This window comes from Variovorax jilinensis (genome assembly GCF_030316885.1).
GTDB classification, from domain to species: Bacteria; Pseudomonadota; Gammaproteobacteria; order Burkholderiales; family Burkholderiaceae_C; genus Variovorax; species Variovorax jilinensis.
On the sequence record NZ_JASZYQ010000002.1, the window covers coordinates 655,807 to 674,103 of the forward strand.

20 protein-coding genes are annotated in these 18,297 nt (G+C 67.7%); 3 read left to right on the forward strand and 17 right to left on the reverse strand.

The window, feature by feature from the left end:
* Nucleotides 1–64 precede the first annotated feature (64 nt).
* The gene (locus QTH87_RS10220; RefSeq protein ID WP_286608799.1) at nt 65–1,288 is read left to right on the forward strand and encodes an NAD(P)/FAD-dependent oxidoreductase; all 1,224 of its coding nucleotides are present in this window, start codon (nt 65–67) and stop codon (nt 1,286–1,288) included.
* An 18-nt stretch (nt 1,289–1,306) separates the two neighbouring features.
* Here QTH87_RS10220 and QTH87_RS10225 read toward each other — a convergent pair whose 3' ends face one another.
* On the reverse strand, nt 1,307–1,522 hold the full coding sequence (locus QTH87_RS10225) for a hypothetical protein (RefSeq protein WP_286608800.1): 216 nt from the start codon (nt 1,520–1,522) through the stop codon (nt 1,307–1,309).
* Between the two features lie 102 nt (nt 1,523–1,624).
* Nucleotides 1,625–2,422: an SDR family NAD(P)-dependent oxidoreductase gene (locus QTH87_RS10230; RefSeq protein ID WP_286608801.1), complete on the reverse strand. Its 798-nt coding sequence runs from the start codon at nt 2,420–2,422 to the stop codon at nt 1,625–1,627.
* A 51-nt stretch (nt 2,423–2,473) separates the two neighbouring features.
* Between QTH87_RS10230 and QTH87_RS10235 the strand changes: the two genes are divergently transcribed.
* Nucleotides 2,474–2,794, forward strand: a complete 321-nt coding sequence (locus QTH87_RS10235) for a hypothetical protein (RefSeq protein ID WP_286608802.1) — start codon at nt 2,474–2,476, stop codon at nt 2,792–2,794.
* Nucleotides 2,795–2,825: 31 nt separating this feature from the next.
* Here QTH87_RS10235 and QTH87_RS10240 read toward each other — a convergent pair whose 3' ends face one another.
* Genes QTH87_RS10240 through cyoA form a run of 7 tightly spaced genes read right to left on the reverse strand, consistent with a single transcriptional unit; the run spans nt 2,826 to nt 9,529 of the window.
* Nucleotides 2,826–3,362 (reverse strand): response regulator transcription factor, encoded by a 537-nt coding sequence (locus QTH87_RS10240; protein WP_286608803.1) that lies wholly within the window; start codon nt 3,360–3,362, stop codon nt 2,826–2,828.
* Nucleotides 3,352–4,662 (reverse strand): ATP-binding protein, encoded by a 1,311-nt coding sequence (locus tag QTH87_RS10245; protein ID WP_286608804.1) that lies wholly within the window; start codon nt 4,660–4,662, stop codon nt 3,352–3,354. The genes QTH87_RS10240 and QTH87_RS10245 overlap by 11 nt, the downstream gene beginning before the upstream one ends.
* A complete protein-coding gene (locus tag QTH87_RS10250) occupies nt 4,646–5,398 on the reverse strand; it encodes an SURF1 family protein (RefSeq protein WP_286608805.1) in 753 nt (250 codons plus the stop codon). Before QTH87_RS10250 ends, QTH87_RS10245 begins: the two co-directional genes overlap by 17 nt.
* 22 nt (nt 5,399–5,420) lie before the next feature.
* The gene (gene cyoD, locus QTH87_RS10255; RefSeq protein ID WP_286608806.1) at nt 5,421–5,828 is read right to left on the reverse strand and encodes a cytochrome o ubiquinol oxidase subunit IV; all 408 of its coding nucleotides are present in this window, start codon (nt 5,826–5,828) and stop codon (nt 5,421–5,423) included.
* Entirely contained in the window at nt 5,825–6,466 is a 642-nt protein-coding gene (gene cyoC / locus QTH87_RS10260; protein ID WP_286608807.1) for a cytochrome o ubiquinol oxidase subunit III, read from the reverse strand. The genes cyoD and cyoC overlap by 4 nt, the downstream gene beginning before the upstream one ends.
* Nucleotides 6,459–8,462, reverse strand: a complete 2,004-nt coding sequence (gene cyoB, locus QTH87_RS10265; RefSeq protein ID WP_286608808.1) for a cytochrome o ubiquinol oxidase subunit I — start codon at nt 8,460–8,462, stop codon at nt 6,459–6,461. Before cyoB ends, cyoC begins: the two co-directional genes overlap by 8 nt.
* A 2-nt stretch (nt 8,463–8,464) precedes the next feature.
* Nucleotides 8,465–9,529, reverse strand: a complete 1,065-nt coding sequence (gene cyoA, locus QTH87_RS10270) for a ubiquinol oxidase subunit II (protein WP_286608809.1) — start codon at nt 9,527–9,529, stop codon at nt 8,465–8,467.
* Between the two features lie 149 nt (nt 9,530–9,678).
* Between cyoA and QTH87_RS10275 the strand changes: the two genes are divergently transcribed.
* Nucleotides 9,679–11,028 (forward strand): MFS transporter, encoded by a 1,350-nt coding sequence (locus QTH87_RS10275; RefSeq protein ID WP_286608810.1) that lies wholly within the window; start codon nt 9,679–9,681, stop codon nt 11,026–11,028.
* A 69-nt stretch (nt 11,029–11,097) separates the two neighbouring features.
* Here the strand turns inward: QTH87_RS10275 and QTH87_RS10280 are convergent, their stop codons facing one another.
* The 8 genes from QTH87_RS10280 to crcB are packed head-to-tail and all read right to left on the reverse strand — an operon-like array spanning nt 11,098 to nt 18,274.
* Entirely contained in the window at nt 11,098–11,652 is a 555-nt protein-coding gene (locus tag QTH87_RS10280; RefSeq protein WP_286608811.1) for a DedA family protein, read from the reverse strand.
* Nucleotides 11,653–11,683: 31 nt separating this feature from the next.
* Complete coding sequence (mnhG, locus tag QTH87_RS10285; RefSeq protein WP_286608812.1) at nt 11,684–12,016, reverse strand: monovalent cation/H(+) antiporter subunit G; 333 nt, start codon at nt 12,014–12,016, stop codon at nt 11,684–11,686.
* A 58-nt stretch (nt 12,017–12,074) separates the two neighbouring features.
* A complete protein-coding gene (locus tag QTH87_RS10290) occupies nt 12,075–12,353 on the reverse strand; it encodes a K+/H+ antiporter subunit F (protein ID WP_286608813.1) in 279 nt (92 codons plus the stop codon).
* Complete coding sequence (locus QTH87_RS10295) at nt 12,350–12,841, reverse strand: Na+/H+ antiporter subunit E (protein ID WP_286608814.1); 492 nt, start codon at nt 12,839–12,841, stop codon at nt 12,350–12,352. Before QTH87_RS10295 ends, QTH87_RS10290 begins: the two co-directional genes overlap by 4 nt.
* Complete coding sequence (locus tag QTH87_RS10300; RefSeq protein ID WP_286608815.1) at nt 12,841–14,541, reverse strand: monovalent cation/H+ antiporter subunit D; 1,701 nt, start codon at nt 14,539–14,541, stop codon at nt 12,841–12,843. Before QTH87_RS10300 ends, QTH87_RS10295 begins: the two co-directional genes overlap by 1 nt.
* On the reverse strand, nt 14,538–14,891 hold the full coding sequence (locus QTH87_RS10305) for a Na+/H+ antiporter subunit C (RefSeq protein WP_286608816.1): 354 nt from the start codon (nt 14,889–14,891) through the stop codon (nt 14,538–14,540). The genes QTH87_RS10300 and QTH87_RS10305 overlap by 4 nt, the downstream gene beginning before the upstream one ends.
* Nucleotides 14,891–17,854, reverse strand: a complete 2,964-nt coding sequence (locus QTH87_RS10310; protein WP_286608817.1) for a monovalent cation/H+ antiporter subunit A — start codon at nt 17,852–17,854, stop codon at nt 14,891–14,893. Before QTH87_RS10310 ends, QTH87_RS10305 begins: the two co-directional genes overlap by 1 nt.
* A 42-nt stretch (nt 17,855–17,896) precedes the next feature.
* Complete coding sequence (crcB, locus tag QTH87_RS10315; protein ID WP_286608818.1) at nt 17,897–18,274, reverse strand: fluoride efflux transporter CrcB; 378 nt, start codon at nt 18,272–18,274, stop codon at nt 17,897–17,899.
* Between the last annotated feature and the right edge of the window lie 23 nt (nt 18,275–18,297).

Sequence of the window (18,297 nt, forward strand, 5' to 3'; positions counted from 1 at the left end):
TCCTAAGGCCAGCCGGGCGACGCGACCGCGACAATAGGGGTATCGACGAACCGCACGGGAACTCATGAATTCGAACATCGTCATCATCGGCGGCGGCCATGCAGCCGCCCAGCTGTGTGCCGGCCTGGCCGAGGCCGGGCAGGGCGCGCGCGTCCACCTCGTCTGCGAGGAGGCCGCCGTCCCCTATCACCGGCCGCCGCTCTCCAAGGCCTTCCTCAAGAACGCCGAGGAGCCTCTGCAGCCGCACCGCGCCGAGACCTGGTACGCCGAGGCCGGCATCACGCTGCACCTGGGCGATGCCGCGCTTGCGATCGATCGCGCGGCACGCACGGTCAGCCTGCGCTCGGGCCAGGTGCTGGAATGGGAACGGCTGGTGCTGGCCACCGGCACGCGGGCCCGCCGCCTGCCTGCGCTCGCGGGTCTCTCGAACGTGGCGCTGCTGCGCGCCGCTGACGAGGCCGCGCAGCTGCGCACGCTGCTCGCGGCGACCCGCCACGTGACGGTGCTCGGCGGCGGCTTCATCGGGCTGGAGGTGGCAGCCAGCGCGCTTGCGCTCGGCAAGCAGGTGCAGGTGCTCGAGAGCGCGCCGCGCCTGCTGAGCCGGGCCGTGTCGCCCGAACTGTCGGCGCATGTGCTCGCGACCCATCGCGCGGCCGGCATGGACATCCGGCTCGACGTCCGGGTCGGCGCGCCGCAGATCGACGGCGCGCGGCTCGTGGGGCTCGAGATCGACGGCGAGCCACAGGCCATCGACCTGCTGCTGCTGGGCATCGGCGCGGTGCCGGAGACCGCGCTCGCCGAGGCTGCCGGACTCGAATGCGCCGATGGCATCGTCGTCGATGCCTACATGCAGACCAGCGACGAGACCGTGCTTGCGGTGGGCGACTGCACGCGCTTTCCCGACCGGCGCGCGGCCGAGGCCCTGCGGCTCGAATCGGTACAGAACGCCAACGACCAGGCCCGCACCGCGGTGGCGACGCTCACCGGCGCACCGCGTCCGCACGACGCCGTGCCGTGGTTCTGGTCGGAGCAGGGTGCGCTGCGGCTGCAGATGGCCGGGCTGGTGCCGGCGACCGGCACGACGGGCGCGGCCACGGTGCGGCGGCCGGGCGCCAACGCGGCATCGTTCTCGCTGCTGCACTACGTCGACGGGCAATTGCGCTGCGTGGAATCGGTCAACGCGCCGGTCGATCACATGATGAGCCGCAAGCTGCTCGAGGCCGGGCGCAGCCCAGACCCGGCGGTGGCCGCGGATCCCGCCGTCCCGCTCAAGACCCACCTGGGCTAGGCCGCAGCCGGCCCGGACTCAGGAGGGCACGCCGGCCGGCTTCTCGAGATTCTTGCGAATCTCGGCGTCCATCATGCGGGTGCCGGTCGCCAGCGCGGCCTCGTAGGTGTCGGCGCCGTACTCGGCGGCGCGCATCACCTTGCGGGGGACGCCACCGGCGTCGCATTCGAGCAGTGTCCAGATGAAAGACCCGGGCACCGGCTCGTCGATAACGAGTTTGATCGGATTGGTCATGCCTTCATCGTGGGCGCTTCGGCGCGGCATTTCTGTAGGTGGATGCCTACGTTACGAATGAACCGAACGGCGCAGCCCTGACACGGCCACGGGCGCGGAAATTCAGTCCACCAGAAAGCCGCAGCTCAGATTGGCGACCGTGCCGGTGATCGCGCCGGCATGGTCGGAGGCCAGGAACACCGCGGTGTTGGCGAACTGGTCCAGCGTCGGCAGGCGCTTGAGCAGCGTGCCGTCGGCAGCGCCCGCGAGCATCCGGTCGATCGTGAGCCCGGCGCGCTCGGCCATCGGGCCGAACACCTCGCGCGTGTGCGAGCCGGCTGCGGCGGCCTGCGGGATCGCATGGGGCCGGATGCACACGACGCGCACACCCTGCGACCCCAGTTCGCCGGCCAGGTGGCGCGACATGGCCTCGATCGCGGCGCTGGCCACGCAGTTGCCCAGGTAGCCGGGGCCGGGGAGCCGGGCGCCTGGCGTCGACAGGGTGAGGATCACGCCCGAGCCCTGGGGCGCCATGTGGCGTGCCGCGGCCTTGGCCGTGATGAAGTTGGTCCGCACGGCGGTCGCGACCGGAAACTCGAAGTCGGCCAGCGACAGGTCTGCAAGCGGCGTGCCCTGCACGTGGGCCAGGCCGACGGCGTTGAGCGCGATGTCGATGCGCCCGGCCTGCCGGGCCACCGCGTCGGCGTGGCGCTCCACCGCTTCGGAATCCAGCGCGTCGACTTGCGCGCCTTCCGCAAGGCCGCCCGCCGCACGGATCGCATCCGCCACCGCGGTGACCTTGGCGCCAGTGCGTCCGGCCAGGAAGACCCGGGCGCCGGCTCGGGCGAAGGCATGGGCGGTCGCAGACCCGAGGGCTCCGCCTGCGCCGTGGATCACCGCATTCCGATTTGCCAGCAGCATGGTGCTTTCTCCTGACATGATGTGTACGTCATCCACATCATGTCAGGAGACGTGGACAACGTCCACATCCGCTGCGCAGCAAGTCGTCGCCGCAGGCTTGTGAAAAGCTTGCTTCCTTGGCCTGAGAAAATGTTCCCGGAAGCTCTGGTCAACGATGTAATGTTAGTTAAAATGTATTACATGAACACCGAAAGAGACAACTTCCACGACTGGGCCCGTGACAAGCCGGACTCCACCTCTTTCTCCGGCCTGCACCGCTCGGAAGTGAACCAGTTCAAGGCCCAACCCGTCATCCGATGGGGTCGCATCGGGTTCTGGATCGTGCTTGCGGTGGTGGCCGGTATTGCCGTCCGCTACTTCGTGAAGCTCTGAGTCTTCTTCGCCCGCAGCGCCGCCCGCGCGGCTATTTCACCTGCTGCTTGACCAGCTTGCGCGCCAGCGTCCGGCGGTGCATGCCGAGCCGACGCGCGGTTTCCGAGATGTTGAAGCCGGTCTCGGCCAGGGTCTCGTGGATGCGCTCCCACTCGAGTGTCTTGATCGAGGTCGAGCGGTTCGTGAGCTCCACCTCGGCGTCGCCCTCGGCGCGACCGAAGGCGGCCTCGATGTCGTCGGTGTTGGAGGGTTTCGCGAGGTAGTGGCAGGCACCGAGCTTGATCGCCTCGACCGCGGTCGCGATGCTCGCGAAGCCGGTCAGCACCACGATCAGCATCGCCGGATCGTGGCGGTTGAGGGTCTGCACGCAGGCCAGGCCCGAGGCCTCGCCGCTGAGCTTGAGATCGACCACCGCGTAACGGGGGGAATGGTCCCGCAGCAGCAGCGCGAGCTCGTCCAGGTTGGCCGCCAGCAGCACCGTGTAGCCGCGCCGCTCGAACGAACGCCCGAGCGTGCGCGCGAATGCGGCATCGTCCTCGACGATCAGCAGCAGGCGTTCAGCTTCCATTGCGCTCGTCTCCTTCGTCTTGCTCTTCGAGAATGATCGACGCCAGTGGCAGCGTGATCGTCACCTCGGCACCGCCCTCGGGCCGGTTGCGGGCGCTGACCGCGCCGCCGAGCGTGCGCGCCACGTTGACCACCAGGAACAGGCCGAGCCCGCCCTCGGGCCGGCCCTTGGTCGACAGGTAGGGCTTGCCGAAGTCGGCCAGCATGCCGGGTGCGAAGCCCGGGCCCGCATCGGTCACCGTGAGCCGCAGCGTGTCGCGTTCGTGCGCGGCCTCGAGCCGCACCCAGTCCGGCGACGCCTGCAGCGCATTGTCGAGCACGTTGCAGAGCGTCTGCTTGAGCGTCGAATCGGACACCATCGGCAGGTCGTGGCCGAAGCGGTTGTCGTACTCGAAGATGCGCACCGGCCGCGTGCTGCGCCATTCCAGCGCGAGGTCGTCGAGGAAGGTGCTGACCGTGGTCTCGATCGACGACTCGCCCCGCGCCTCGCCGGCCGACAGCAGGATGCCGGAAAGGGTGGCCTTGCAGCGCTGGACCTGGGCCTGCATCTCGTCGATCTCGGCCAGCAGTTCGGGGTCGGACGTGAAGTGCGGCAGGTGGCGCCAGTCGCCGAGGATGACCGACAGCGTGGCCAGCGGCGTGCCGAGGTCGTGCGCCGCGCCCGAGGCCAGCAGGCCCATGCGCACGATGTGCTCTTCCTCGGCGGCGCGCTCGCGCAGCGCCGCGAGGCGGGCATCGCGCGCACGCAGGTTGCGGCTGATGCGGCTGATGAACACGACCAGCAGCGCCGCGTTGAGCCCGAAGCAGATCAGCAGGCCGAGGATGTAGGGGCTCAGCAGCCCGTGACCCGGCTCGACCGGCAGCGTGAGCGGGCCGCTGAAGATCGCAAGCCCCGCGAAGCACGCGCTCGTGACGCCGACGATGGTCCAGGTCGACCACGATTCCAGCAGCACCGCGCCGAGGATGACCTGCAGCAGGTACAGGAACACGAAGGGGTTGGCGGCGCCGCCGCTCAGGTAGAGCTGCGCGGTCAGCATCGCGACATCGACCAGCAGCGCGACGAACAGCTCGCCGTTGCTGACGTCGCGATGGATGCGCCAGCGCAGCTGGCTTGCCGCATTGAAGGCAGCGAGAAAGGCCAGCACCGTGAGCATGCGGTCGAGCGGCAGCCGGATGCCGAAGCCGTAGTGCACCACCGCGATGGTCGCGACCTGCCCGACCACGGCGATCCAGCGCAGCTGGATCAGCTGCTGCATGTTGTCGAGCCCGGAGGCGTCGCCGCTCTCAGGCTGCTGCGCCATCGGTGCCTCCGTCGTCGTTGCGCCTGCGCTGGTCGCGCACCACGAACCACGCCGCGCCGAGCACCATCAATGCGAGCGCATACCAGGTCAGGGCGTAGCCCAGGTGATTGTTGGGGAAGGCGATCACGGTCAGGCCGCCCACCGGCGGACGCTGGCGCTCACCGGCTGCGGCAGCGTCGGCATCGACGAAGTAGGGCGCCACCCGCTCGAGGCCGCGCGCTGCCGCGATGGCCTGCACGTCGCGCGAATACCAGCGGTTCGCGGCCGGGTCGTTGTCGCGCAGCAGTGCGCCCTTTGGCTCGCTCAATCTCAGCAGTCCGGTGACGGTGACCGGGCCTGTCGCCTCGACCACGCCGCGTGACTCGGGCGTGCGCTGCTGCGGCGTCACGAAGCCGCGGTTCACCAGCAGCAGCGAGCCGTCCGCCAGTTGCAGCGGCGTCAGCACCCAGTAGCCGCCGCCGAGTTCTGTGGAAGCCTGCACCAGCGTCTCGTGGGCGTGCAGGAAGGTGCCGCTCGCGCGCACGTGGCGGTATTCGTCGTCGGCGGCGTTGATGTGCGGCCAGCGCTGCGGCCCCGGCGCCTCGACCGGCGGCGCATGCACGCGCTGGTCGATGCGATCGATCAGCTCGAGCTTCCAGGCGCGCCGCTCGAGCTGCCAGGTGCCGAGCGCGACGAAGCCCGCGAAGGCCAGCAATGCAAGAAGGCCCAGCGCGAGTCGCGCAAGAAGACGTCTCACCGATGCGCCGTGCCGATGCCGGTCAAGGCATCTTGTGGGTCTCGTGCGTCATGCCCGGCATCATGTTGTGGTTCAGGTGGTACATGACCCACAGCGAGCCGGCGAGCGTGATCACCACCAGCACGATCGTGAAGATCAGTGCCAGCAGGGTCCAGCCGTTCTCCGACCTCGCGTTCATGTGCAGGAAATAGATCATGTGGACCACGATCTGCACGGCCGCGAAGGCCAGGATCACGAGCGCGGTGGTGCTGCTCTTGTCGAACACGTTGCCCATCACGAGCCAGAACGGGATCGCGGTCAGGATCACCGACAGGATGAAGCCCGTCATGTAGCTCTTGACCGTGCCATGGGCGTGGCCGCCCTCGTCGTCGTGGTGGTCGTGGTCGTCGTGATGGCCGTGGCCGGCCGCAATCTCGTTGTGTGCGCTCATGGCAGCACTCCCATCAGGTACACGAAGGTGAAGACGCCGATCCAGACCACGTCCAGGAAGTGCCAGAACATCGACAGGCACATCAGCCGGCGGCGGTTCTCGGGGTGGAAGCCGCGCTGCTTGAGCTGCACCATCAGCACCATCAGCCAGATCAGGCCGAACGTGACGTGCAGGCCGTGGGTGCCGACCAGCGCGAAGAAGGACGAGAGGAAGGCGCTGCGCTGGGGCACCGCGCCCTCGTGGATCAGATGCGCGAACTCGTACAGCTCGAGGCCGATGAAGGCGGCGCCGAACAGACCCGTGATCGCCAGCCAGACCAGCGTGGCGCTCATGCGCCGGCGCTGCATCTCGATCATCGCGAAGCCGTAGGTGATCGACGACAGCAGCAGGAAGGCGGTGTTGATCGCCACCAGCTTGAGGTCGAACAGGTCGGCGCCCGAAGGGCCGGCGGCGTAGCTTCGGCCCAGCACGGCGTAGATTGCGAACAGGCAGGCGAAGACCAGGCAGTCGCTCATCAGGTAGAGCCAGAACCCGAGCAGGGTGCCGTTCTCGGGATGATGCTCGCCCGCCACGTGGAAGCGCGGCTGTTCATGAGCGGCGCCCAGGGCGCCGTGGGGAAGGACGGTGGTATCAGACATGGGCGGCGAGCAGGCGGGTACGGGCGTCTTCGGTACGGACGACTTCGGCCGCGGGGATGTAGTAGTCGCGCTTGTAGTTGAAGGTGTGCACGATGACGGCGATCAGCAGGACCGCGAACGAGATGCCCGCGAGCAGCCACATCTGCCAGATCAGCGTGAAGCCGCAGGCCGCTGCCAGCGCCGCGATCACGAAGCCGGCACCGGTGTTTTTGGGCATGTGGATCGGGATGAAGCCATCGAGCGGCCGCACGTAGCCGTGGGACTTCATGTAGGTCCAGGCGTCGTTGTCGTACACGCGCGGCGTGAAGGCGAAGTTGTAGGCCGGCGGCGGCGACGAGGTCGACCATTCCAGCGTGCGGCCGTTCCACGGATCGCCGGTCTCGTCGCGCAGCGAATCGCGGCGCAGGTAGCTCACGAACAGCTGGATCAGGAAGCTGCCGATGCCGAGCGCGATCAGCACCGCGCCGAAGGCCGCGATCTGGAACCAGATCTGGTAGGAGCTGTCCTCGAAGTGGCTCACGCGGCGGGTCACGCCCATCAGGCCCAGCACGTACAGCGGCATGAAGGCGAAGTAGAAGCCGACCACCCAGAACCAGAACGAGCACTTGCCCCAGAACGGATCGAGCTTGTAGCCGAAGGCCTTCGGGTACCAGTAGGTGATGCCGGCCATCAGGCCGAACAGCACGCCGCCGATGATCACGTTGTGGAAGTGGGCGATCAGGAACAGGCTGTTGTGGAGCACGAAGTCGGCCGGCGGAACCGCCAGCAGCACGCCGGTCATGCCGCCGATCACGAAGGTGATCATGAAGGCGATGGTCCACATCATGGGCAGCTCGAAGCGGATGCGGCCCTTGTACATCGTGAACAGCCAGTTGAAGATCTTCGCCCCGGTCGGGATCGAGATGATCATCGTCGTGATGCCGAAGAACGAATTGACGCTGGCACCCGAGCCCATCGTGAAGAAGTGGTGCAGCCACACGAGGTACGAGAGGATGGTGATCACCAGCGTCGCGTAGACCATCGAGGCGTAGCCGAACAGGCGCTTGCCGCTGAAGGTGGCGACGACTTCCGAGAACACGCCGAACAGCGGCAGGATCAGGATGTAGACCTCGGGGTGGCCCCAGATCCAGATCAGGTTCACGTACATCATGGCGTTGCCGCCGAAGTCGTTCGTGAAGAAGTTGGTGCCGACGTAGCGGTCGAGCGACAGCAGGGCCAGCACGGCGGTCAGCACCGGGAAGGCGGCGACGATCAGGATGTTGGTGGCCAGCGCGGTCCACGTGAAGACCGGCATCTTCATGAGCGTCATGCCCGGCGCGCGCATCTTGACGATGGTTGCGATCAGGTTGATGCCCGACAACAAGGTCCCGACCCCCGCGATCTGCAAGGACCATATGTAGTAGTCGACCCCGACGTCCGGACTGAACTCGATCCCCGACAGCGGCGGATAGGCCAACCAGCCGGTGCGCGCGAACTCGCCCACGAACAGCGACGCCATGACCAGGCCGGCGCCGAAGGTGGTCATCCAGAAGCTGAAGTTGTTGAGGAACGGGAAGGCCACGTCGCGGGCGCCGATCTGCAGCGGCACGACGAAGTTCATGAGGCCCGTGACCAGCGGCATCGCGACGAAGAAGATCATGATCACGCCGTGGGCGGTGAAGATCTGGTCGTAGTGGTGCGGCGGCAGGAAGCCCGCGTTGTCGCCGAAGGCGACGGCCTGCTGGGCCCGCATCATGATCGCGTCGGAGAAGCCGCGCAGCAGCATCACCAGACCGAGGATGATGTACATGATCCCGATCTTCTTGTGGTCGATGCTGGTGATCCAGTCGCGCCACAGGGTGCCCCAGACGCGGAAATAGGTGATCGCCGCGATGATCGCCACGCCGCCGAGCGCGACGGCGATGAAGGTCACGAGCAGGATCGGCTCGTGGAAGGGAATGGCTTCCCAGGAAAGGCGCCCCAGGAGGAGCTTCGTGAGGTCGAAGTGGTCGGGCATCGTTATTCTTCTCGGATGCTGGCAGTGGAAAGCGGAAGCGAAAGTCCGGCCGGGTCGTTGACGCTGCACATGGCGGTCACGTAGGTGCGCGGAGCGATGGCGGCGTCGGGCTGCCAGGCGCGCGGCGCGACGTTGTACGCCCCCACCTTGCCCAGCCCGCCGTCGGCGTCGATGGCCATCATCTGGTCCATGCACATCTTGTTGCGGTCGACGCAGCGATTGAGGATCGCGTGGTAAAGGTCGGGCGCGACCGAGGAGAAGTGGCGCACCGGTTCGCGCTCGCTCGGGCGCTCGAGCACCTGATAGCCCGCACGGCTGAGTTCGCCGGCGTTGCTGGTCCTGACCGTCCTCACCCAGGCCTCGAAGTCGGGCTCGCTCACACCGTGGAACTTGAAGCGCATGCCCGAGAAGCCGGCGCCGCTGAAGTTGGCCGAGAAGCCCTCGAATTCACCGGGCTTGTTGATCACGGCGTTGAGCTTGGTCTCCATGCCCGGCATGGCGTAGATCTGGCCCGCCAGCGCCGGGATGAAGAAGGAGTTCATCACCGAGGAAGCCGTGATCTTGAACAGGATCGGACGATCGACCGGCGCCGCCAGCTCGTTGACGGTCGCGATGCCCTGCTCGGGATAGATGAAAAGCCACTTCCAGTCGAGCGCCACCACCTCGACCGTCAGCGGCTTGACGTTCGCGGGCACCGGTCGGCCCGGCTCGATGCGGCGCAGCGGCCGGTAGGGATCGAGCGTGTGGGTGCTGATCCAGGTGATCGCGCCGAGCGCGATGATGATCAGCAGCGGGGCGCCCCAGATCGCGAGCTCGAGTTCCGTGGAGTGGTCCCAGTCGGGCTTGTAGGTCGCTTCCTTGTTCGACTGGCGGTACTTCCAGGCAAAGAAGATGGTGAGACCGATCACCGGCACGATGATCAGCAGCATCAGCACCGTCGAAACGATGATCAGCTGGCCTTGCTGGCGGGCGATGTCGCCCGATGCGTTCAACAGCACCATGTCGCAACCCGCCAGGAGGGCGAGCGGCAGCAGGAGCAGTGCGCGGAAGTACTTGAGGGGAGGCATGCCGGAGAATGGTGAGCGTTTGGTGCGCAAAGGGACCACAATCTACTTTGTTTGGCGTCCGCGGGCTATTGGACGTTTTGTCCTATGGCGGCAATCCCGATTCGGTGCGACCCTCGGAGTATCCAGTTGAACACGACCTGCAAGAAGAAATGACGACGTCCAGCATCAGTCCGCCCGGCGGCGGCACCAATTCGCCGCTGCATGACACCCAGCACGACGGCCCGGATGCCGCGTCCGACCATTCCCCGATCGCGCCGAGCGAGATCGCGGTCGGCGTGATCATCGGCCGCGCCTCCGAGTATTTCGATTTCTTCGTGTACGGCATCGCCTCGGTGCTGGTGTTCCCTGCGGTCTTCTTCCCGAACGAAAACCGCCTCGAAGGCACGCTCTACGCCTTCGTGATCTTCTCCTTCGCCTTCATCGCACGCCCGTTCGGCACCATCGCCTCGATGGCGATGCAGCGGCGTTTCGGGCGCGAGGCCAAGCTGACGGCGGCGCTGTTCCTGCTCGGCATCTCGACCGCCGGCATCGCCTTCCTGCCCGGCTACGCGAGCATGGGCTTCGCTTCCATCGTCGTGCTGTCGCTGCTGCGCGTCGGCCAGGGCCTCGCGCTCGGCGGCTCGTGGGACGGCCTTCCCTCGCTGCTGGCGCTCAACGCGCCGCCCAACAAGCGCGGCTGGTACGCCATGCTCGGCCAGCTCGGCGCCCCGGTCGGCTTCTTCCTGGCCAGCGCGCTGTTCGCGTATCTGTACTCGAGCCTTTCGACCGAGGATTTCCTCGATTGGGGATGGCGTTACACTTTTTACGTGGCATTTGCAATCAACGTCGTGGCGCTGTTTGCGCGCCTGCGTCTCGTGGCCACCAACGAATACGATCGCCTGCTCGAGGAACGCGAACTCGAACCCACCGACGTCGTCGAGCTCACGCGATCGCAGGGCTACAACCTGGTCATCGGCGCCTTCGCGGCACTGGCCAGCTACGCGCTGTTCCACCTGATCACGGTCTTTCCGCTGTCGTGGATCACGCTCTATTCGACCCAGTCGATCGGCGAGTTCCTGGTCATCCAGATGATCGGCGCGGTGCTCGGCGCCGCCGGCATCGTGGCCTCGGGCGTGATCGCCGACCGCATCGGCCGCCGCAACACGCTCGGCAGCCTGGCTGTCCTGATCGCGGTGTTCAGCGGCTTCGCGCCGACGCTGCTCGACGGCGGCAAGCTCGGCCAGGACGTCTTCATCCTCGTGGGCTTCGTGATCCTCGGCCTGTCGTACGGCCAGGCTGCGGGTGCGGTGACGGCCAACTTCGAATCCAAGTACCGCTACACGGGCGCCGCGCTCACCGCCGACCTGGCCTGGCTGGTCGGCGCCGCCTTCGCGCCGCTGGTGGCGCTCGGCCTCTCGGCCAACTTCGGCCTCGGCTATGTGAGCGTCTATCTGCTGTCGGGTGCGGTCTGCACGATCATCGCGCTGCAGATCAATCGCCGGCTCGAGATCCGGGACTGAACCTTCGCCGCGCCTGCTGCGGGATGTGCAGCAGGGGCCGCGAGTATCTCGGCGGAGCGCGCCCTCGCATCAGCGCCGTGCGCGCCACTGGGCGACCAGCCCGACGATCAGCGTGATCACCAGCGCACCCAGGATGAGCGTGTGCTCGTGGGGCCGCAGCTGGCCTATCCAGGCATGCAGCAGGCCGCTGAGCTTGAGGCCGAACACGGCGATCACCGTCGCCCACAGCAACGCCGCCAGCACGTCGAGCGCCGCGTAGACGGTTGCACGCATCGGCCCCATGCCGAGGGTCGCGGGCAGCGCGATGCGCAGGCCCCAGGCAAAACGCATCAGGAAGATGGTCGCCACCGGGTGCCGGCTCACGAAGCCGTTCACGCGGTCGATGTGCGCCTTGAGCTGGGTGCGCCTGGCCAGCAGCTCGCGTCCCTTGCGCCGGCTCAGGTGGAAGTAGAACTGGTCGGTCGCGAAGGCCGAGGCCGCACCGACCGCTATCAGGGGAAGCAGCGACAGGTAGCCCTGGTGCACCGCGAAGGCGCCCAACATGAGGATGGTCTCGCCCTCGAACAATCCGGCCAGGAAGACCACGATGTAGCCGTATTGCGCGAGCAGTTCCGAGAGATGCATGGGGCTATTGTTGCTCGCCACCACGAGCGAGCTAGGCCGGTGGCACGTCGCCCTTCTTCTGGCGCTCGCGGAACAGCGCCGCGCGCATCAGGAAGATGGTCGTGACCGGCGCCGTGAGCGCCACGAACAGCGTGATCAGCACTGCGTGCAGGAACAGGCTGTGCTCCTGCACGGAGAAGTAGATCAGCGTGGCGAGCGACATGCACCACACACCCATCGTCGCGCCCAGCGTGGGCGCATGGATGCGGCGGAAGAAGGTCGGGATGCGCACCAGCCCGAAAGAGCCGATGGCGGCGAAGGCGGCGCCGGTCACCGCGAAGAACGCGGTGAGGATCTCGGCCCACAGCGGCAGATGCGTGGTCATGGCAAAACCTCCGTGCTGCGCACTGGGGTACGAGCCCCTTCGGGCGGCCGGGCGGGGCTCATTCGATCACCTCCCCGCGCAGCAGGAACTTGGCGATCGCGGTCGATCCCACGAAGCCGAACAGCGCGATCAGCATCGCGGCCTCGAAATAGACCGCGCTGGCATAGACGATGCCCAGCACCAGCATCATCAGCATGCCGTTGATGTAGAGGCAGTCGAGCGCCATCACGCGATCCTGCGCAGTGGGACCGATCAGGAGGCGTGCGAGCGCGCACAGCATCGCGACCGCGAGCAGGAACAGCGCGAGCTTGAGCGCCCACAGGAGCACTGGCGTCATGATTCGAAGATCTCCATCAGCGGACGTTCGTAGCGGGACTTGATCATCGCGATGAAGGCCGGCACGTCGTCGGTGTCGAAGACGTGGATCAGCAGCGTGGAGCGATCGAAGGCGATCTCGGCCCAGGCGGTGCCGGGCGTGAGGCAGACGATCATCGCGAGCACCGCGAGCGCGTTCGGGTCACGCATGTCGAGCGGCACGCGCACGAAGCATGGCGACATCTGGTCGCTGCGCCGCGTGAGCAGCAGCCGCGCCACGGTGAGCGCCGACTCCACGAGGTCGTACACCACCACGCCCGCGAGCCGCAGCGCCACGAGCGGCCGGCGCATGCGCGCGGTGGCCGGGCGCAGCGACTGCGTGATCACCGGCACGGCGAGCGCGAGGATGGCCGCCAGCAGCAGCGTGGCGGCGTCGAGCGACGGATTCAGCAGCAGCCAGACGACGAACAGCGCCAGCGACAGCGGTGGCGAGGGCAGCCAGCGTTTCATCACGGAGGACTCCCGGTCTTGGCGGCCGGGGGTGGCACCTGCATGGCGCCGAGCACGGCATTGCGATAGTCGGTGGCCGAGAGCAGGCCCTCGGCGGTGTCGCGGGCGTGCTGCATCACGGGGCCGGCCTCGATGGTGAGCGCGAGGCAGGCGGCCAGCAGCGCCGCCACCGGCAGCACTTCGAGGGCCGGCAGCGCGGGCATCGTGGCGTGCGTCTGGGTCCAGAAATGCCGCACGCCGGTGCGCCCGAGCGCGAGCAGCGCAAAGAAGCCCGAGGTGATCAGCAGGCCCATGAAGATCCAGGCACCGGTCGAAACCACCGGGTGCTCGAGCAGGCCCGAGAGCATCGCGAACTTGCCCACGAATCCCGACAGCGGCGGCATGCCCGCGAGCAGCAGCGTGCAGCAGACGAAGCTCAGGCCCAGGAAGGCGACGCCGGCCGGAATGGCGCGGCCGTAGAGCGCCTGGGCCTCGTCGTCGAGATTGACGTCGTCGGAATGGCTCAGGTCCTCGGACAGGAAGGGCGCGCCATCTGCCGATTCGTGCGGCGCGATGCTCACGCCCTCGTTGCGCCAGCGCTCGATCATGTCGATCAGCAGGAAGAAGGCAGCCACCGCGAGCGTGGAGCTCACCATGTAGTAAAGCGCACCGGTCCAGACGGCGACCTGCCCGAAGCCGATGGCTGTGAGCAGCGTGCCGGCAGAGATCAGCACGCAGAAGCCCGCGAGGTTCGACAGCCGCTGCGTGCCGACGATGCCGATGGCGCTCACGAAGAGCGTCGACATGCCGATCGTGAGCAGCACGCCCTGGCCGAACTGCGCCGAGATGCCGGTGTCGGGCGCGAACAGCACCGACCACAGGCGCAGGATGGTGTAGATGCCGAGCTTGGTCAGCAGCGCGAACACCGCGCCCACCGGCGACACCGCGGCGCTGTAGGCCGGCACGAGCCAGAAATTGAGCGGCCAGGCGCCGGCCTTGGCGAAGAAGGCGGTCGCCAGGATGGCGGCTGCCGCGTGCACGAGGCCGCGGTCGGCCGCCTCCAGGTGGGCGATGCGCAAGCCCAGGTCGGCCATGTTGAGGGTGCCGGTCACGCCGTAGAGCAGCGCCGCGCCGACCAGGAACAGCGACGAGGCCGCGAGATTGATCGCCACGTAGTGCAGCCCGGCCTGCACGCGCAGGCGTCCGGAGCCGTGCAGCAGCAGTCCGTAGGAGGCCGCCAGCATCACCTCGAAGAAGACGAAGAGATTGAACAGATCGCCGGTCAGGAAGGCGCCGTTGAGGCCCATCAGCTGCAGTTGCAGCAGCGGGTGGAAATGCACGCCCGCGCGGTCCCAGCGCGAGGTGGAATAGATCGATGCCGCGAAGGCCACCACGCCCGTGAGCGCGACCATCATGCTGGACAGCCGGTCGGCCACCAGCACGATGCCGAAGGGCGCATGCCAGTTGCCGGGCAGGTAGACGCCGATCGAGCCCGGACCGCTGCCGGTGTCGGGCGCATTGACCCAGCGCAGCAGCGCCAGGGCGGCCAGCAGGCCGATCAGTCCCGAGACCACGCTGAGCGCGGACTTGGTGCGGCGGTGCTGCTCGCCGAGCAGCAGCATCAGCGCGGCAGTCAGCATCGGCACCAGGATCGGCACCGCGATCAGGTGCGGCATGCTGAATTCGAGCAGCCGGTCGAGCAGGCGCAGCAGCTCGTTCATTCGGGCTCCCGCCGTTCCTCGCCGTCCACGTGGTCGGTGCCGGTGAGGCCACGCGAGGCCAGCAGGACGACCAGGAACAGCGCCGTCATCGCGAAGCCGATCACGATCGCGGTCAGCACCAGCGCCTGCGGCATCGGGTCGGCCGTGTTCGCGAGCGTGGCCTGCAGCTTGTCGGCATTGAGCACCGGTTCGCTGTCGACCTTGAGCCGCCCCATGCTGAAGATGAAGAGATTGACTGCGTAGGAGATCAGCGTGAGGCCCATGATCACCTGGAAGGTGCGAGGACGCAGCAGCAGGTAGACACCGGAAGCCGTGAGGATGCCGATCGCGATCGCGAGCACGATTTCCATCAGGCGGCCCCTCCCGCGGTCGATGCGGTGCCGGCCTCGGCCTCTGCGGCAAGCCGCGCGGCTTCCTTTTCTTCCTGTTCCTCGACCCAGCGATGGCTGCGGATCGATTGGTGGGCCAGCGCCGTGAGGATCAGCATGGTGGCGCCGAGCACCATCGCGAATACGCCCATGTCGAAGAACAGCGCACTCGGCACATGCAGCTCGCCCAGGATCGGCAGATGCAGGTGCGCCGTGTGGGTGGTCATGAACGGATAGCCGACGCCGATGGAGCCGGCGCCCGTGGCCAGCGCGAGCAGCAGGCCGGCCGCGATCCAGCGCCGCGGGTAGATGCGCAGGTGCTCCTCCACCCATTCGGTGCCGGAGACCAGGAACTGCAGCACCAGCGCCACCGACATCACGAGGCCGGCCACGAAGCCGCCACCGGGCTGGTTGTGGCCGCGCATGAAGAAGTAGACCGACACCAGCACCGAGAGCGGCAGCAGCAGCCGGACCAGCACCGCGGGCACCATCAGGTAGCCGACCGCGGTGTCCTTGGCGCGGCGCGGGTTCAGCAGGTCGCTGCTCTCGTCGCCCGATTGCAGCTGCTGCTGGATCGGCAGCGCCATCGACTCGGGCGCGGGGCGGAAGCGGCGCAGCAGCGCATAGACCGTGAGCGCGACCACGCCGAGCACGGTGATCTCGCCGAAGGTGTCGAAGGCGCGGAAGTCGACCAGCATCACGTTGACCACGTTGGTGCCGCCGCCCTCGGGCAGCGCATGCTCGAGGAAGAAGGGCGAGATGCTCTGCGGGAAGGGCCGGGTCATCACGGTCCATGCGAGCGCCGCCATGCCGGCGCCGGTGGCGATCGCGACGATCAGGTCACGCCCGCGCCGGCCCCAGGGCAGCAGTCGCGCGCGGATCGGTTCCGGCTTCGCGGTGCGCATCGGCAGCCAGCGCAGGCCCAGCAGGATCAGCACCGTCGTCACCGCCTCGACCACCAGTTGCGTGAGCGCGAGGTCGGGCGCCGAGAACCAGATGTAGGTGATGCAGCACACCAGGCCGGCGCCCGAGGCCAGCATCAGCGAGGCCAGCCGGTGGAACTTGGCCTGCCAGGCGGCGCACACCGCGCAGGTCGTGCCGATCAGCCAGGTCATCGCGAACATCGGCGAGAACGGCAGCAGCTCGCGCGTGCCGCGTTGCGACGGCGTGAACCACAGCGAGGCGGCCGCCCCGGCCACGGCCACCAGCACCAGGAGCAGCAGCTGCATCTGCAGCCGGCGGGTGCCGAGCAGGCGGCGGCTGCGGCGGCCGATCTCGCTGAGGCGGGCCATGAAGTTCTCGAAGATGCGCTGACCGTCGAGGTTGTGCAGGATCGGCGTGCGCTGCAACGCGCCGCGTCGGCGCGCCGCGCGCTCGAGCAGGTACAGCACGGCGCCGCCCGCGAGCGCGATGAAGCTCATGAGCAGCGGCAGGTTGAAGCCGTGCCACACCGCGAGGCTGTATTCGGGCAGCTCGCCGCCCACCACGGGCGTCGCGGCGGTGGCAAGGAAGGCGCCGACCGACCACGCCGGCGCGATGCCGACCACGAGGCAGATCAGCACCAGCAGTTCGACCGGCACGCGCATCCAGTGCGGCGGCTCGTGCGGCGTCTTCGGCACGTCGGGTCCGCAGGGCGGGCCGAAGAAGACGTCGAAGACGAAGCGCGCCGAATAGGCCACGCTGAAGATGCCGGCCAGCGTGGCGATGATCGGCAGGCTGAAGTCGACCCAGGGCTTCGACTGAATGAACACCGTCTCGGCGAAGAACATTTCCTTCGACAGGAAGCCGTTGAGCAGCGGCACGCCGGCCATCGACGCGCTCGCGATGATCGCGAGCGTCCCCGTGATCGGCATCAGCCGGTAGAGGCCGCTGAGCTTGCTGATGTCGCGCGTGCCGGTCTCGTGGTCGATGATGCCGGCCGCCATGAACAGCGAGGCCTTGAAGGTCGCGTGGTTCATGATGTGGAACACCGCCGCCACCGCGGCCAGCGGACTGTTGAGGCCTAGCAGCAGCGTGGTGAGCCCGAGATGCGAGATCGTCGAATAGGCCAGCAGCGCCTTGAGGTCGCGCTGGAACATCGCGATGTAGCCGCCCAGCAGCAGGGTGATGGCGCCGGCGCCGCCCACCAGCCAGAACCACGCTTCGGTGCCCGAAAGCACCGGCCACAGCCGCGCCATCAGGAACACGCCGAGCTTGACCATCGTGGCCGAGTGCAGGTAGGCCGACACCGGCGTCGGCGCCGCCATGGCGCGCGGCAGCCAGAAGTGGAACGGGAACTGCGCGCTCTTGGTGAAGGCGCCGAGCAGCACCAGCACCAGCGCGACCGGATAGAGCGCATGGGCGCGGATCTCGTCGCCCGAGGCCAGCACCACGTCGAGGTCGTAGCTGCCCACGATGCGGCCCAGCAGCAGTACGCCGGCCAAGAGGCAGAGGCCGCCCGCGGCCGTGACCGTGAGCGCCATGCTGGCGCCGCGGCGCGCATCCCGGCGATGGTGCCAATAGCCGATCAGCAGGAAGGAGAACAGGCTGGTGAGCTCCCAGAACATCACCATCTGGATCAGGTTGCCCGACAGCACCACGCCCATCATCGCGCCCATGAAGGCGAGGAAGAACGAGAAGAAGCGCGGCACCGGGTCCGAGGCCGACATGTAGTAGCGCGCGTAGAGCACCACCAGCGTGCCGATGCCCAGCACCAGCATGCAGAACAGCCAGGCGAAGCCGTCCATGCGGAAGCTCAGGTCGAGGCCGAGTGCAGGCAGCCACTCGACCTGCTGGCGGATCACGTTGCCGTCGGCCAGCGAGGGAAAGAACCAGGCGGCCTGGATCGCGCAACCCAGTGCGACCACCCCTGCCAGCGTCGACTCCCGGTTGCGCGCGTTCGATGGCAGCAATGCGGCAAGCACGCTGGCGGCGAAGGGGAGTGCGACGAGAAAGACAAGGGGCATTGCGGCTGATTCTATCGAGCGCCTCTGCGGCCCTGGCCCGAATCAGGACATGAAATGCTGCATCGAGCGAAAGCCCAGCCAGGTCAGGAGCAGCGAGCCGCCGAGGTGCAGCGCCGCCGTGCCCAGCGCCAGACCGGGCCGGCCGCCGAGCAGCATGCCGACCACCTCGGCCGAGAAGCTCGAGAAGGTGGTCAGCGTACCGAGGAAGCCCGTGATGACGAGCAGCCGCCAGGTCGGGTCGATGTCGGGCAGCGCGCCGAAGAACGCGATCGCCACGCCGACCAGGTAGCCCCCGATCAGGTTCACCGCCAGCGTGCCCCAGGGCAGCACGCCGCCGGGGTTGAGCCAGCTCTGGAAGCCCCAGCGCATCAGCGCGCCGACGCAGGCGAAGACGCAGATGACGAGGACGTTGAGCAGCATCGGGCGATGATATTCGCGCCGCC